This window comes from Enterobacter cloacae complex sp. CDL013 (genome assembly GCF_049238805.1).
Classification (GTDB): domain Bacteria; phylum Pseudomonadota; class Gammaproteobacteria; order Enterobacterales; family Enterobacteriaceae; genus Enterobacter; species Enterobacter hormaechei_C.
This window is the reverse complement of the sequence record NZ_JBMKGT010000009.1, coordinates 24446-38640: the sequence shown is the minus strand read 5'-3', so window position 1 is coordinate 38640 and position 14195 is coordinate 24446. Positions and strand designations below refer to the sequence as shown.

Sequence of the window (14195 nt, the reverse complement as noted above, 5' to 3'; positions counted from 1 at the left end):
CACATTTCAAGGAGATGCGGATGAAACAGTTTTTGATTGCCCCCTCAATTCTGTCGGCCGATTTTGCCCGCCTGGGTGAAGACACTGCCAAAGCTCTCGCGGCTGGCGCGGATGTCGTCCATTTCGACGTTATGGATAACCACTACGTTCCCAACCTGACCATCGGTCCGATGGTGCTTAAAGCACTGCGTAACTACGGGATCACCGCGCCCATTGACGTGCATCTGATGGTGAAACCGGTTGACCGCATCGTACCCGATTTCGCCGCGGCGGGTGCCAGCATCATCACTTTCCACCCGGAAGCCTCCGAACATGTTGACCGCACGCTACAGCTGATCAAAGAGAACGGCTGTAAGGCGGGACTGGTCTTTAACCCGGCGACCCCGCTGAGCTATCTCGACTACGTGATGGACAAGCTGGACGTGATCCTGCTGATGTCCGTCAACCCAGGCTTTGGTGGTCAGTCATTTATCCCTCAGACCCTCGACAAACTGCGTGAAGTGCGCCGCCGTATCGATGAGTCTGGCTATGATATTCGTCTGGAAGTGGACGGCGGCGTGAAGGTCAATAACATCGGTGAGATTGCGGCGGCAGGGGCGGATATGTTCGTCGCAGGCTCCGCCATCTTCGATCAACCGGATTACAAAAAAGTCATTGATGAAATGCGCCGTGAACTGGCGAAGGTAAGTCATGGATAAATTGCAGGCTATTCGGGGTGTAGCATTTGACCTCGACGGCACGCTGGTCGACAGCGCGCCAGGATTAACCAGTGCCGTCGATCAGGCGCTGTATGCCCTTGAACTCCCCGTTGCAGGCGAAGAGCGCGTGGTGACGTGGATTGGTAACGGTGCAGACGTGCTGATGGAGCGCGCGCTGACCTGGGCTCGTCAGGAGCGTGCCTCTCAGCGTTCCGCGCAAGGTAAACCGAGTGTTGACCACGCGGATATTCCCCAGGATGAGCAGCAGCGTATTCTGCGCAAACTGTTCGACCGTTTCTACGAAGAGACCGTCGAAGAGGGCAGCTTCCTGTTCCCGGATGTCGCTGAAACGCTGAGCGCGCTACATGCTAAAGGCATCCCGCTGGGGCTGGTGACTAACAAGCCGACACCGTTCGTTGCGCCTCTGCTGGAAGCGCTGGATATCGCGAAATACTTCTCCGTGATTGTGGGCGGCGATGACGTACAGAATAAAAAGCCGCATCCGGAACCGCTATTGCTGGTGGCAGAAAAATTATCCTTAACGCCTGCGGAGCTGCTCTTTGTCGGGGATTCCCGCAATGATATTCTGGCTGCCAGAGCGGCAGGTTGCCCGTCGGTTGGGTTGACCTACGGCTACAACTACGGTGAAGCCATTACGCTGAGTGAGCCGGACGTTGTGTTCGACCACTTCAAAGATTTGTTGCCCGCACTCGGGCTCTCGCACAGTGAACATCAGGAATTGAATAATGACTAAGCCCATCGTTTTTAGTGGCGCACAGCCTTCAGGTGAACTGACCATTGGTAACTACATGGGTGCGTTACGTCAGTGGGTGAGCATGCAGGATGACTACCACTGCATTTACTGCATCGTGGATTTGCATGCTATCACCGCGCGTCAGGATCCCGAGAAGCTGCGCAAGGCGACGCTCGATACGCTGGCGCTGTACCTGGCGTGCGGTATCGATCCAGAGAAGAGCACCATTTTCGTTCAGTCTCACGTACCAGAGCACGCGCAGCTGGGCTGGGCGCTGAACTGCTACACCTATTTCGGCGAGCTGAGCCGCATGACCCAGTTCAAGGATAAGTCTGCGCGCTACTCTGAGAACATCAACGCCGGTCTGTTTGACTATCCGGTGCTGATGGCGGCCGACATTCTGCTGTACCAGACCAACCAGGTGCCGGTGGGTGAAGACCAGAAGCAGCACCTGGAGCTGAGCCGCGATATTGCCCAGCGCTTCAATGCGCTTTACGGCGACGTGTTCAAAGTGCCTGAGCCGTTTATTCCGAAATCCGGCGCGCGCGTGATGTCCCTTCTGGAGCCGACCAAAAAGATGTCCAAGTCTGACGATAACCGCAACAACGTTATCGGCCTGCTGGAAGATCCGAAATCGGTGGTGAAAAAGCTCAAGCGTGCGGTGACCGACTCCGATGAGCCGCCAGTGGTGCGCTACGACGTGCAGAACAAAGCGGGCGTATCCAACCTGCTGGACATTCTCTCCGGTGTGACCGGACAGAGCATCCCTGAGCTGGAAAAACACTTTGAAGGCAAGATGTACGGCCACCTGAAAGGCGAAGTGGCAGACGCCGTTTCCGGCATGCTGACCGAGTTGCAGGAGCGCTATCACCGTTACCGTAACGACGAAGCTTTCCTGCAAAAAGTGATGAAAGAGGGCGCAGAAAAAGCCAGCGCGCGCGCGTCGGAAACCCTGACAGCGGTGTACGAGGCGATTGGGTTTGTGGCGAAACCTTAAGCCGCCACCCGACAAATACGGACTCAATAAAAAAACCGGGAAATTCCCGGTTTTTTTACGCCTGAAAAACGCTTACTGCTGTGCCGCCGGGCCGCAACCGCCGATGATCTTCGAAATGGAGATCGCCGGATGCAGCAGGTAATCGTAACTGCAATTATTTTTAGTATTTTGAACGTGACCGGTGCAGGCCGTCAGAGTTGTTAACAGGCCGACCAGTACGGCAGCTTTTGCCAGTTTGAACATACGCATTCCTTGTCTAAAAATCTAAAATTGGATGTAACACGAGAGAATAAATGGAAAAGTTCCATTATGCGGGCGGTATGTTATCGACTGAGGTATGAAGGGAGTAGTCCGCATAAGGACTACTCCAGGAAGAGAGACTATGGTTAGTGGTTTGAGAACCAGTTCAGCTTTTCGCGCAGCTCAACCACGCGTCCAACAACGATCAGCGCCGGGCTTTGAACCTGCTGCGCCAGCTCACCCAGCTGCGTCAGCACGCCATCGACCACGTGCTGCGTAATGGCGGTGCCGTTTTCCACCAGTGCGACCGGCATATCTGCTTCCATGCCGTGCTCCAGCAGTTTCGCCTGAATCGTGGCTGCCTGATTTAGCCCCATGTAGAAGACCAGCGTCTGCTTTTCAGCGGCCAGATTATGCCAGTCCAGCTCGCTGCCGGTTTTCAGGTGGCCCGTCACCAGGCGCACGCTCTGGGCATAGTCGCGATGGGTTAACGGAATGCCGGAATAGGCAGAACAGCCGGATGCCGCCGTAATACCCGGCACCACGGAGAATGGAATGCCCGCGTTGCAGAGAGTTTCCAGCTCCTCGCCGCCGCGACCAAAGATAAAGGGATCGCCCCCTTTCAGACGCACCACACGCTTACCTTTCTGCGCTTCCCGCAGCAGGATCTGGTTGATCTCCTCCTGCGGTACGCAGTGATAACCTGCCCGTTTGCCGACGAACACGCGGTCAGCATCGCGGCGTACCAGATTCATGATGTCATCAGAGACCAGACGGTCATACACCACGATGTCCGCCTGCTGGATCTGCTGGAGACCCTTCAGCGTCAGCAGGCCCGCATCGCCGGGACCTGCGCCCACCAGTACCACTTCACCGCGATGGTCCAGCGGCTCGCTCAGGAGCTGTTCGGTCGTCTCTTCAACGGCTTTGGTGTCCTGATTGGCAAGGGACTGCGCCAGCCTGTCGTTGACAAAGAACTTCTCCCAGAAGCGACGGCGTTCGCCCACGGTTGCGAAGGTTTGCTTCACGCGGGAGCGCAGCTCTCCGGCGTATTGGGCAATCTGACCAAGATGCTGCGGCAGCACGGCTTCCAGTTTTTCCCGTAGCAGACGGGCAAGAACGGGCGAGCGCCCGCCGGACGACACCGCAATCATCAGCGGTGAACGGTCAATAATCGACGGCATGATAAAGCTCGCCTCTTTCGGCGCATCCACAACGTTACAGAAGATGCGGCGCGCTTCGCAGGCGTCGCTGACGCGCTGGTTAACGTCATCGTTATCCGTTGCGGCGATGGTCAGCCAGCAGGTATCCAGCAGGGATTCATCAAATTCGCCCTGCACCTGGGTGAGCATCCCTTCCTGCGCCCAGACGTCAAACTGTGGGGCGAAGGTGAGGGCGTTAACGGTCAGTCGGGCGCCCGCCTCTAACAGCAGGCGCGCCTTGCGTTCAGCCACATCGCCGCCGCCCACGAGCAGGCAGTCGCGGTTGCGTAATTGACAAAAAATCGGCAGGTGATCCACGACGTTACCTCACAGCATTCATGGCGGGGGAAGAATTGACGTCAGGATAACAGCAGGAATCGTACAGAACATACGGTTTTTCCTGCCGTTACCCATAAGGGGTCATAAGCCTTTTCTATTGAAAAGGCGAGAGGTTACGCTTTCAGCTGCACCTCGCCGTCCTTCACGCGGACGTCGTAGTGTTTGACCGAGAAGCTTTCATCTTCCATGCAGAGTCCGTCGGTTAAGCGGAAGCGCTGCTTTTTCAGCGGGCTGGCAACCCACAGCTCGCCCTGGTGCTCCGCAATCAGACCGCGGGAGAGCACGCTGGCCTCGAAGAACGGGTCGATATTGCTGATGGCATAGACCTGTTCATCGTGGCGAGGACGGAAAATCGCCACCTGCTCGTTGCCCAGCAGGGCACAGACGCCGGTTGCTGGCAGAATGTCGTTAATATTGCAGATGTTTACCCACTGGCTCATGCGTTTTCCTCCACCAGCATCACCGGAATACGTTCATACGGGGTCGCTGGACGATGCTGTTCACGCTCCGGCACCACCTGCACGTTCGGGTCGCGCTGGGTGCTGTTGATAAAGTGTTTGAAGCGCGTCTGCGCCGCTGGCGTGTTCACGGTTTCGGTCCACTCGCAGATCACCGCCTCGCGCAGTCGAGTCATCTCGGATTCCAGCTGTTCATTCAGGCCCAGCTTGTCGTCGATAATGACCGACTTCAGGTAGTCGATGCCGCCTTCGAGGTTATCGAGCCAGGAGGCGGTACGGGTCAGCTTATCGGCGGTACGGATGTAGAACATCATGAAGCGGTCGAGATACTGAATCAGCGTGTCGCGATCGAGATCCGCCGCCAGCAGGTCCGCGTGGCGCGGTTTCATCCCGCCGTTGCCGCACACGTACAGGTTCCAGCCTTTCTCGGTGGCAATAATACCCACGTCTTTACCCTGCGCTTCCGCACATTCGCGGGTACACCCTGAGACGCCGAACTTCATTTTGTGCGGCGTACGGATGCCTTTGTAGCGGTTTTCCAGCTCTACGCCGAAGCCCACGCTGTCGCCCACGCCGTAGCGGCACCAGGTGCTGCCCACGCAGGTTTTCGCCATGCGCAGCGCCTTGGCGTACGCGTGACCGGTTTCAAAGCCCGCTTCAATCAGCTGACGCCAGATTTCCGGCAGGTCATCTTTCTGCGCGCCGAACAGGCCGATACGCTGGGAACCGGTGATTTTGGTGTACAGGTTAAACTCACGGGCGATACGGCCCACGGCGACCAGCCCTTCAGGGGTGATTTCCCCCCCGGCAGAACGCGGGATCACCGAGTAAGTCCCGTCTTTCTGAATATTGGCCAGGAAGTTATCGTTGGTGTCCTGAAGCGGAGTGTGTTCTGGTTTGAGCACATATTCGTTCCAGCAGGACGCAAGTAGCGAACCAACAGTAGGCTTACATACTTCACAGCCATAGCCCTGGCCGTGTTTCTCCAGCAGTTCGTCAAAGGACTTAATGCCTTCCACGCGGATCAGGTGGTACAGCTCCTGGCGAGAGTAAGCGAAGTGCTCGCACAGGTTGTTGTTCACTTCAATGCCCTGTTTTGCCAGCTCGGCGTTCAGCACCTGGGTGACCAGCGGGATACAGCCGCCGCAGCCGGTCCCGGCTTTGGTTTCCGCCTTCAGCGCCGCAACGGTGTGGCAGCCTTTGTTAATGGCGGAGATCAGCATGCCTTTGGTGACGTCGAAGCAGGAACAGATTTGCGCGCTGTCCGGCAGTTTATCCACACCGATGGACGGCTTACCGCTGGAGGCGTGCGCCGGGAGGATCAGCGCGTCCGGGTTTTCCGGCAGCTCAATGGCGTTCAATACCAGCTGGAGCAGGTTGCCGAAGTCGCTGGTGTCGCCCACCAGCACCGCCCCGAGCAGGGTTTTGTTGTCCTGGCTGACGATAAGACGTTTGTAGACTTCTTTGCTTTCGTCCAGATAAACATAGCTGCGGGAGTTCGGGGTGCGACCATGCGCATCGCCAATACCGCCCACGTCCACGCCCAGCAGCTTCAGCTTGGCGCTCATGTCTGCGCCGGTGAAGGCGTTTTCGCTGCCCAGGATATGATCCACGGCGACCTGCGCCATTTTGTACCCAGGCGCGACCAGGCCGAATACGCGGTTGTTCCAGCTGGCGCATTCGCCGATGGCGTAAATATCTGGGTCGGAGGTCTGGCAGGTGTCGTTAATCATGATCCCACCGCGCTGCGCGACGGCCAGACCGCATTGCGTTGCCAGTTTGTCGCGCGGGCGGATACCGGTGGAGAAGACGATGAAGTCCACTTCCAGCTCGCTGCCGTCGGCAAAGCGCATGGTTTTGCGTGCTTCAGTCCCTTCCTGAACGATCTCTTTGGTGTTTTTGCTGGTGTGAACTTTCACGCCCATGCTTTCGATCTTACGGCGCAGCTGATCGCCACCCATGTGGTCGAGCTGTTCGGCCATCAGCATCGGGGCAAATTCGATAACGTGGGTTTCAACGCCGAGGTTTTTCAGCGCGCCTGCCGCTTCCAGACCCAGCAGACCACCGCCGACAACCGCGCCGCGTTTGCTTCGACGTGCGCAGGATTCGATGGCGTTGAGGTCTTCAATGGTACGGTAAACGAAACAATCCTGGGTTTCCGACCCTTTAATAGGCGGGATCCACGGATACGAGCCCGTCGCCATGATCAGCTTATCGTAAAAAACCGTACGTCCGGCGCTGGAGTGGATTACTTTCTCCTGACGGTTGATGGTGATAGCGCGTTCGCCCACCAGCACTTTTACGCCATGCTTCTCGTAGAACCCTTCACGCACCAGAGAGAGCTCTTCGGCGGTATGGTGAGAGAAGTAAGAAGACAAGTGCACACGGTCGTACGCCTTGCGGGGTTCTTCACAGAACACGGTAATATCGAACTGCTCAGCATCGGCTTTATCGAGAAGATCCTCAATAAAGCGGTGGCCGACCATGCCGTTACCGATGATAGCGAGTCTGACTTTGCTCATTTTTGCCTCGATTTCTTTTCTATTACTGCCTACCTTAACGATTCAGCAGGGGCACTTATTGATGCAAATCAAATACGCCTTCACCTACCCCTTAGGGGGTATATCTATGATTTGTCAGGATTTTTATAAGTGACGGATATTGTTTGATTTTTGTGCTTGTTCGTTTTTCGCACAAAATTAATGGGGTTTTTACCCATCGGCGGGCAGGGCGGGTGAGCACAGGGGAAACCCCTTTGCAGTACGCAAAGGGGTTACGGCGATTAGTGGGTAGCTGTTGCCGGGTTGTGTTGACGGTGACGGGTCACAAAGCCCAGCACGAAGCACATGATAAACACTACGGCGTACAGACCGTTAGCGGTATGCAGCGCCGCCAGCGGGCCGCTGTGCGCAACAATCGGGCCCGTGACCACGAAGGTCAGCATGGTGCCGATGGTGCCGCAGGTCAGCACAAAGTTCACCAGCTTTGGCGAGGCCACTTTGGTCTGAAGAGAGCCAAGGGTGATGATCGAGGTATAAATCGCGCTGGAGAAGAAGCCCAGGGTCAGGATGAACCACGGCATATGCTCCGGGGAACCGTTGATGAACAGATACATCAGCACGGTCGCCAGACCCGCCAGAACGGTCAGGATCCGTTGCAGGTCGAAGAAGCGCAGGATAAAGCTAAATGCCCACATGCCGAACATGTAAGACATCCAGAAATCGCTCACCAGTTTACCCGCGTCGTTCAGGCTCATGCCCAGACCTTTAGCATACTCTGGAACCCAGGAGATAAAGCCCAGCTGGCCGAGGATGTAACACAGCGCGGCGATGGAGAGGAACAGTACGCCGATACCCCATTTTTCTTTCGCAACCGGCTCGGATGTAGTCTGCGCTTTTTTGCCCAGCACCGGGAACTCGCAGCCGAAGGTGAGAATAAAGATCGCGACATAGACCAGACCAATGCAGGCATATACCCAGTACCACTCAATGCTGCGCGCCAGAAGATACGCGGCGACCATCGGGAAAATCATCCCGGCCATGCTGAAGAAGGAGTCGGTGAACAGCAGACGTGCGCCGCGCTGGCGGCCTTCATACATGTGCGTAATCAGAAACGTACCGATCGACATGGTGATCCCGCTCACCAGGCCCAGTACGAACATGGCGGCAGAGAAGAGGGCGATGCTGTGGCTCAACATCAGGCCCGCCACGGCGGCAACCATCAGCACGAAGCCAAAACGCAGCTGCGTTTTCAGCGGCACGATTTCCATCAGCCATGCATTAAGGAAAATAGAGATCAGGATCCCCGCGTTCAGGAAGGTGAAGGTGTTACTCATGCTGGAAACGGGCAGCTGGAAGTAGTCTGCGATATTTCCCATCACCATCCCGGTGACGATCACCAACGCGCCGGTCAGGGCGTAAGAGAAGAAGCTGATCCATGTGAGCTTGATGCGATTGCTGTTAGTCATGTCTGGCCTGTTAAAAGTAAAGAAAAACGCAATGACTGCGTTTGAGCGGGCAGATTTTAGTCGCGAAAGTGATCTAATTAAATCTTTTCAGAAAATTTTGAGCACAATTGCAGGTTTTAACGTGATGCAGATCACATTATGTTGCGGGGTGAACAATCGTTTGCGCGGTAATAATTGTTTCAATTTGGTAAAATTAGGTAAAAGACTGGTCTGGGTTCATACTGCTCTTTAGAATCAAGCCATTCGCTTTTTATACTGCGCTTTGTTAAGGAATTCTCATGCTCAAATCAACACTGGCGGCTGTTGCAGCTGTGTTTGCTCTTTCTGCCGTTTCCCCTGCTGCGCTGGCAGCTAAAGGAGACCCTCACGTCCTGCTGACTACCTCTGCGGGGAATATTGAGCTGGAGCTGGATAGCCAGAAAGCCCCTGTTTCGGTGAAAAACTTCCTCGACTACGTGAACAGTGGTTTTTATAACAACACCACATTCCACCGCGTGATCCCGGGCTTTATGATTCAGGGTGGCGGTTTTAACGAGCAGATGCAGCAGAAACAGCCTAACCCGCCCATCAAAAATGAAGCTGACAACGGCCTGCTGAACAAGCGCGGCACCATCTCAATGGCGCGTACGGCGGACAAAGACAGCGCCACCAGCCAGTTCTTCCTCAACGTGGCTGATAACGCCTTCCTGGACCACGGTCAGCGCGACTTTGGCTACGCGGTGTTTGGCAAAGTGGTGAAAGGCATGGACGTGGCGGATAAGATCTCTCAGGTTCAGACTCACGATGTCGGTCCATACCAGAATGTGCCGACTAAGCCTGTCGTCATTCTCTCCGCGAAAGTGCTGCCGTAATCGTTCGTCCACACGGGCATATCCTGCCCGTGTCTTTCCGCCCTCCCTGCGAAAGCGCGTTTTGCTGCTTATACTTGTGGCAAACGGACTATTCAGGGAGGCGTAGTGAAAAAACTCACCGACAAGCAAAAATCCCGTCTCTGGGAGCAACAACGTAGTGTCAATTTTCAGGCCAGCTGCCTCCTTGAAAAAGGTAAGGGGCCCGCTGAACCCGATATCGAGACGCTGGAACTGGGGCCTTCCGCACCGGGTTTACCCCATCTGTGTCTTATTCACCGCCATTTATTCCGCAACGAAATGAAAGGCGCGGGCGAGCTGCGCACCGCCGATATTTCCAAGGGCGACATTCCTTTTTGCCATTTCGAGTACATCGAGAAAGTGGGTAATGAGCTGATGGCTTCGCTGGAAAGTGATAAATATCTGGTAGGCCTTCAGAAAGAAGAGTTTACAGACAGAATCAGTCATTACTACTGTGAAATCAACATGCTACATCCGTTTATGAGCGGTAATGGCGTGGCCCAGCGGATCTTCTTTGAACAACTGGCTATTCATGCGGGCTACGTGCTGAACTGGCAGGGGATCGACCCGGACGACTGGGCTGCCGCCAACCAGAGCGGGGCGATGGGGGATTTGACCGCCCTGAACGTCATCTTCGCCAAAGTTGTGAGCGAAGCGCGGGAATCTGCGTAAAATAGGGCGGCCATTTTTTCAGGAGCCGCCATGATTCTGCTGATTGATAACTATGATTCCTTTACCTGGAACCTCTACCAGTATTTTTGCGAGCTGGGGGCAGAGGTGGTTGTCCGCCGTAACGATGAGATCGCGCTGGATGACATTGACGCGCTGGCACCTCAGAAAATCGTGATTTCGCCCGGGCCGTGTACCCCGTCGGAGTCCGGCATCTCGCTGGCGGTAATCCGCCACTATGCGGGCAAACTGCCGATTCTGGGCGTCTGCCTGGGTCACCAGGCCATTGCGCAGGTCTTTGGCGCCACCATTGTCCGTGCCGCGAAAGTCATGCATGGCAAAACCTCACCGATCACACACACCGGTACCGGCGCATTCCTGGGGCTAAACAATCCGTTAACCGTGACGCGCTACCATTCTCTGATTATTGATCCGCCGACCCTGCCGGCCTGCTTTGAGGTTACCGCCTGGAGCGAGACGCAGGAGATCATGGGCATTCGCCACCGCGAGTACGATCTGGAAGGTGTGCAGTTCCACCCGGAAAGCATTCTCAGTGAACAGGGGCACGCGCTGCTGGCCAATTTCCTTAATCGCTGAATATCGGTTGCCTTGCTGTGATTTTTTATGCATATTTTGTGATTATATTTTCACAATAACTGTGACATAAAAATGGATGGTCATGACATGGCAACTGAACAACCAGCAATTACCCGCGCGACATTCGATGAAGTGATCCTGCCGATTTATGCACCGGCTGAGTTTATCCCGGTGAAAGGGAGAGGCAGCCGCGTCTGGGATCAGCAGGGCAACGAGTATGTTGATTTCGCAGGCGGTATTGCGGTGACGGCACTGGGCCATTGCCATCCTGCGCTGGTGGACGCGCTGAAAACGCAGGGCGAAACGCTGTGGCACACCAGCAACGTGTTCACCAACGAACCGGCGCTGCGTCTGGGGCGTAAGATCATCGATGCCACCTTCGCCGAACGCGTGCTGTTTATGAACTCCGGCACCGAAGCCAACGAAACTGCCTTTAAGCTGGCGCGCTACTACGCAACCACGCGTCATAGTCCGTACAAAACCAAAATCATCGCCTTCCATAACGCCTTCCACGGTCGCTCGTTCTTTACCGTTTCCGTGGGCGGCCAGCCGAAGTATTCCGACGGCTTTGGTCCGAAACCTGCGGATATCATCCACGTGCCGTTTAACGATCTGCACGCCGTTAAAGCGGTGATGGACGATCACACCTGTGCCGTGGTGGTCGAGCCCATTCAGGGGGAAGGCGGCGTCACGGCGGCCACCCCGGAATTTCTGCAAGGGCTGCGCGAACTGTGTGACGAGCACCAGGCGCTGCTGGTGTTTGATGAAGTGCAGTGTGGGATGGGGCGTACCGGGGATCTGTTCGCTTATATGCACTACGGCGTAACGCCGGATATTCTGACCAGCGCGAAAGCGCTCGGCGGCGGTTTCCCGGTCAGTGCGGTACTCACTACCCAGGATATCGCTTCCGCATTTCATGTGGGCTCACACGGCTCCACCTACGGCGGTAATCCGCTGGCGTGTGCCGTGGCGGGTGCGGCGTTCGATATCATTAATACGCCGGACGTCCTGAATGGCGTGAATGCGAAACGCGATCTGTTTGTGAAACATCTTCAGCAGATTGACGAACAGTTTGATGTCTTCAGCGAAATCCGCGGAATGGGGCTGCTGATTGGCGCCGAGTTGAAGCCTCAGTATAAAGGCCGCGCGCGCGATTTCCTGCACGCCGCCGCGCACGAAGGCGTCATGGTGCTCAATGCCGGGCCGGACGTGATGCGCTTTGCGCCATCGCTTGTGGTGGAAGACAAAGACATCGAAGACGGATTAACCCGTTTTGCCGCGGCAGTCGCGAAGATCGTCAGCGGCTAATACGCGGTTCGTTTTAACCGGCGCGTTAACCAAATCCCGTGATGCGGGCGCTGACGCCATGCCACCGACGAAATGGTGTGCATGGTGTTCAGGTGGCCGAGAACGCGCTGTAAATGCTGCTCAAGGGTGCTCATCGGCCCATGGGTCAGCGTCTCCGGCGCTTCCAGAATGTTCGAATCCCCTGACTCGCCCGGTGCATCATACTCCAGGCGCTGCTGACAGCGCTGCAACGCAATTTCACACGACTGCAAATAGCGCTGCGCCAGATCCGGCGTCAGCATCGTGTGCTCCCGCGCCAGCGTCGTCATGGCATTGATGTGCTCGACGATAAACTGGCTGTGCGTGACCCACAGCTTCATGTCAGCCAGATAGTGCGCGTTAAAGCCCGGCTCCTGCATGGCCTGGTTAAGGGAGTTGAACAGGGCGTTATGCGCCTGGTTGACCTTCATGCGCTCGTAGGCCAGCGGAGAGGGCTGTGGGTCATCGCTCAGGATCAGACGAATGGCCTGCTGGTCAGCTTCCAGCGCGTCGTGGGCGTTCTGCCTCAACAGCCCACTCTGCCACTGCGGCCACAGCCAGACCATGCCGCCAAAGGCGATCAGGCAGCCAATCAGCGTATCGACCAGACGGGCAATAATAAACTGTTCCCCGTTAAGCGTGAGCAGTTGAAGGGTATACACCGCCGTCACCGTAAAGCCCACCATCGCCCAGCCGTAGTTTTTGCGGATAATCAGATAGCTCACCAGCGTGATTGCCAGCATACCGGCCAGGGTATAGCCCTCCGGCACGTGGAAGTGCAGCGTCACGCCCGCGATAATCAGCCCCGCCATCGTGCCGCCCGCCCGATGCAGAATACGGACCCGCGTGGCGCCATAGCCGTTCTGGGTAACAAACAGTACGGTCATTAAGATCCAGTAGGGTTTCGGCAGGTGCAGGGCCATTCCCATCAGGCTGGCGATGCTCAGCATCACACTGATCCGTGCGGCATTGCGCAGGGCAGAAGATTTCAGCGAAAGATAGCTTTTGAGCGCGGGCAGCAGCGGCAGCCGTTTTTGCTTATCGGCCATCAGGTCGCGGGCATAAAGCGGGCGCTGGGTGCGTAACACCCGGGCGATGCGGCTGAAATGCCAGGCAGCAAATTGCCCGACCGGGTTATCCGCGTGCTGACGCGCAATCTTTTCCAGCGCGCCGAGCTGTTTGTCCATGTTAAAGCGCGTCGGGTAGCGGTGATAGAGGATATCGTCAGCCAGCACCCGCAGGCGGGCCGCGACGGTCTGCGCGTTCCAGCGGATCACCGCTTCTGCATGGCTGCGCTCCACCAGCTTTTGCACCTCTTCCGGATTATGAAGGCTGACGGAGATATGCTCCTGCAAATCCAGCCCGACCTGGAAGATTCGCAGCAGCCGCTTGTATTCATGATTTTTGTTGGCGGCAAGCATGTGCAACTGCTGATAGCACTGGCTGATCAGATCCACCACTTTTTGCTGGCGCGCCAGTAGCGGCGGCAGGGATTTTTCCGGGTCGGTATGTTGAGTGAGCAGGGTGTATTTTGCTTCGCAGTATTCAGCAAGCTGCACGTAGAGCAGGCTCAGGGATTCGCGCAGCGGCTGTTCCCGCCACAGCCAGAACCAGAACCAGTTAAACAGCCCGTACCACAGCGTGCCGAGGGCGTAGATCAGCAATGGCTCCCACACCGGCATATTACCTGCAAGGCTTAAGGTGAAGATGGCGGCAATCAGCGACGCGGGAAGCAGGCGGGCGTGCAGCGAGCTGATTTCGGCGGTGACGCCGAGCGTCATCGCCAGCACGGTCAGGATCAGCGGCAGAGGAATGTCGCGGGCCAGTAAGAGTTGTACGGCAAGGCTACAGCCGGCAAACAGGCAGCCGCCAATAATCAGACGTTTAAAAAAGCGTTTATGCGGCGTATCCAGACCGGCAATGTTGCAGCAGGCGGGCACGAGGGAAAACAGCAGGCCTTGCTGAAGATGTCCGAGGAGCAGGCCCACGGCCACGGGAAGACACAACACCAGCGTTTGTCGTAGTGCGTAGTTAACTTCCGGGTGATAGATCAGCCTGCGCCACATGAGGAGTAGAGAC

At 56.3% G+C, this 14195-nt stretch carries 13 protein-coding genes; 7 read left to right on the top strand and 6 right to left on the bottom strand.

Features of this window, described 5'->3' with window-relative positions; genetic code table 11:
- Positions 1 to 20: 20 nt before the first annotated feature.
- Genes rpe through trpS form a run of 3 tightly spaced genes read left to right on the top strand, consistent with a single transcriptional unit; the run spans position 21 to position 2449 of the window.
- Positions 21 to 698, top strand: a complete 678-nt coding sequence (gene rpe / locus ACOTXD_RS18750; RefSeq protein WP_003861634.1) for a ribulose-phosphate 3-epimerase — start codon at positions 21 to 23, stop codon at positions 696 to 698.
- The gene (gph, locus tag ACOTXD_RS18745; RefSeq protein WP_061856069.1) at positions 691 to 1452 is read left to right on the top strand and encodes a phosphoglycolate phosphatase; all 762 of its coding nucleotides are present in this window, start codon (positions 691 to 693) and stop codon (positions 1450 to 1452) included. The genes rpe and gph overlap by 8 nt, the downstream gene beginning before the upstream one ends.
- Positions 1445 to 2449, top strand: a complete 1005-nt coding sequence (gene trpS / locus ACOTXD_RS18740) for a tryptophan--tRNA ligase (protein ID WP_022651949.1) — start codon at positions 1445 to 1447, stop codon at positions 2447 to 2449. The genes gph and trpS overlap by 8 nt, the downstream gene beginning before the upstream one ends.
- Positions 2450 to 2521: 72 nt before the next feature.
- Here the strand turns inward: trpS and ACOTXD_RS18735 are convergent, their stop codons facing one another.
- From ACOTXD_RS18735 to tsgA, 5 genes are all read right to left on the bottom strand, one after another.
- Complete coding sequence (locus ACOTXD_RS18735) at positions 2522 to 2692, bottom strand: YhfL family protein (RefSeq protein WP_003861638.1); 171 nt, start codon at positions 2690 to 2692, stop codon at positions 2522 to 2524.
- A gap of 143 nt (positions 2693 to 2835) precedes the next feature.
- On the bottom strand, positions 2836 to 4209 hold the full coding sequence (gene cysG, locus ACOTXD_RS18730; RefSeq protein ID WP_061856070.1) for a siroheme synthase CysG: 1374 nt from the start codon (positions 4207 to 4209) through the stop codon (positions 2836 to 2838).
- Between the two features lie 134 nt (positions 4210 to 4343).
- Positions 4344 to 4670, bottom strand: coding sequence for a nitrite reductase small subunit NirD (gene nirD, locus ACOTXD_RS18725; RefSeq protein ID WP_015571429.1), 327 nt, complete (start codon positions 4668 to 4670; stop codon positions 4344 to 4346).
- A complete protein-coding gene (gene nirB / locus ACOTXD_RS18720) occupies positions 4667 to 7210 on the bottom strand; it encodes a nitrite reductase large subunit NirB (protein WP_045349836.1) in 2544 nt (847 codons plus the stop codon). Before nirB ends, nirD begins: the two co-directional genes overlap by 4 nt.
- 260 nt (positions 7211 to 7470) lie before the next feature.
- The gene (gene tsgA / locus ACOTXD_RS18715; RefSeq protein WP_003861648.1) at positions 7471 to 8655 is read right to left on the bottom strand and encodes an MFS transporter TsgA; all 1185 of its coding nucleotides are present in this window, start codon (positions 8653 to 8655) and stop codon (positions 7471 to 7473) included.
- Positions 8656 to 8933: 278 nt separating this feature from the next.
- Between tsgA and ppiA the strand changes: the two genes are divergently transcribed.
- From ppiA to argD, 4 genes are all read left to right on the top strand, one after another.
- Positions 8934 to 9506: a peptidylprolyl isomerase A gene (gene ppiA, locus ACOTXD_RS18710; RefSeq protein ID WP_003861649.1), complete on the top strand. Its 573-nt coding sequence runs from the start codon at positions 8934 to 8936 to the stop codon at positions 9504 to 9506.
- Between the two features lie 105 nt (positions 9507 to 9611).
- Complete coding sequence (locus ACOTXD_RS18705) at positions 9612 to 10196, top strand: putative adenosine monophosphate-protein transferase Fic (RefSeq protein WP_003861652.1); 585 nt, start codon at positions 9612 to 9614, stop codon at positions 10194 to 10196.
- A gap of 30 nt (positions 10197 to 10226) precedes the next feature.
- Positions 10227 to 10790, top strand: a complete 564-nt coding sequence (pabA, locus tag ACOTXD_RS18700; RefSeq protein ID WP_061856071.1) for an aminodeoxychorismate synthase component 2 — start codon at positions 10227 to 10229, stop codon at positions 10788 to 10790.
- Positions 10791 to 10877: 87 nt separating this feature from the next.
- The gene (argD, locus tag ACOTXD_RS18695; RefSeq protein ID WP_003861656.1) at positions 10878 to 12098 is read left to right on the top strand and encodes a bifunctional acetylornithine/succinyldiaminopimelate transaminase; all 1221 of its coding nucleotides are present in this window, start codon (positions 10878 to 10880) and stop codon (positions 12096 to 12098) included.
- Here the strand turns inward: argD and ACOTXD_RS18690 are convergent.
- Positions 12095 to 14182 (bottom strand): YccS/YhfK family putative transporter, encoded by a 2088-nt coding sequence (locus tag ACOTXD_RS18690; protein ID WP_003861657.1) that lies wholly within the window; start codon positions 14180 to 14182, stop codon positions 12095 to 12097. The genes argD and ACOTXD_RS18690 overlap by 4 nt on opposite strands.
- Between the last annotated feature and the right edge of the window lie 13 nt (positions 14183 to 14195).

Bases quoted from the DNA above. Each gene is read 5' to 3' on its own strand.
- rpe (WP_003861634.1), top strand. From the start codon at position 21: ATGAAACAGTTTTTGATTGCCCCCTCAATTCTGTCGGCCGATTTTGCC.
- gph (WP_061856069.1), top strand. From the start codon at position 691: ATGGATAAATTGCAGGCTATTCGGGGTGTAGCATTTGACCTCGACGGC.
- trpS (WP_022651949.1), top strand. From the start codon at position 1,445: ATGACTAAGCCCATCGTTTTTAGTGGCGCACAGCCTTCAGGTGAACTG.
- ACOTXD_RS18735 (WP_003861638.1), bottom strand. From the start codon at position 2,692: ATGTTCAAACTGGCAAAAGCTGCCGTACTGGTCGGCCTGTTAACAACT.
- nirD (WP_015571429.1), bottom strand. From the start codon at position 4,670: ATGAGCCAGTGGGTAAACATCTGCAATATTAACGACATTCTGCCAGCA.
- nirB (WP_045349836.1), bottom strand. From the start codon at position 7,210: ATGAGCAAAGTCAGACTCGCTATCATCGGTAACGGCATGGTCGGCCAC.
- tsgA (WP_003861648.1), bottom strand. From the start codon at position 8,655: ATGACTAACAGCAATCGCATCAAGCTCACATGGATCAGCTTCTTCTCT.
- ppiA (WP_003861649.1), top strand. From the start codon at position 8,934: ATGCTCAAATCAACACTGGCGGCTGTTGCAGCTGTGTTTGCTCTTTCT.
- pabA (WP_061856071.1), top strand. From the start codon at position 10,227: ATGATTCTGCTGATTGATAACTATGATTCCTTTACCTGGAACCTCTAC.
- argD (WP_003861656.1), top strand. From the start codon at position 10,878: ATGGCAACTGAACAACCAGCAATTACCCGCGCGACATTCGATGAAGTG.
- ACOTXD_RS18690 (WP_003861657.1), bottom strand. From the start codon at position 14,182: ATGTGGCGCAGGCTGATCTATCACCCGGAAGTTAACTACGCACTACGA.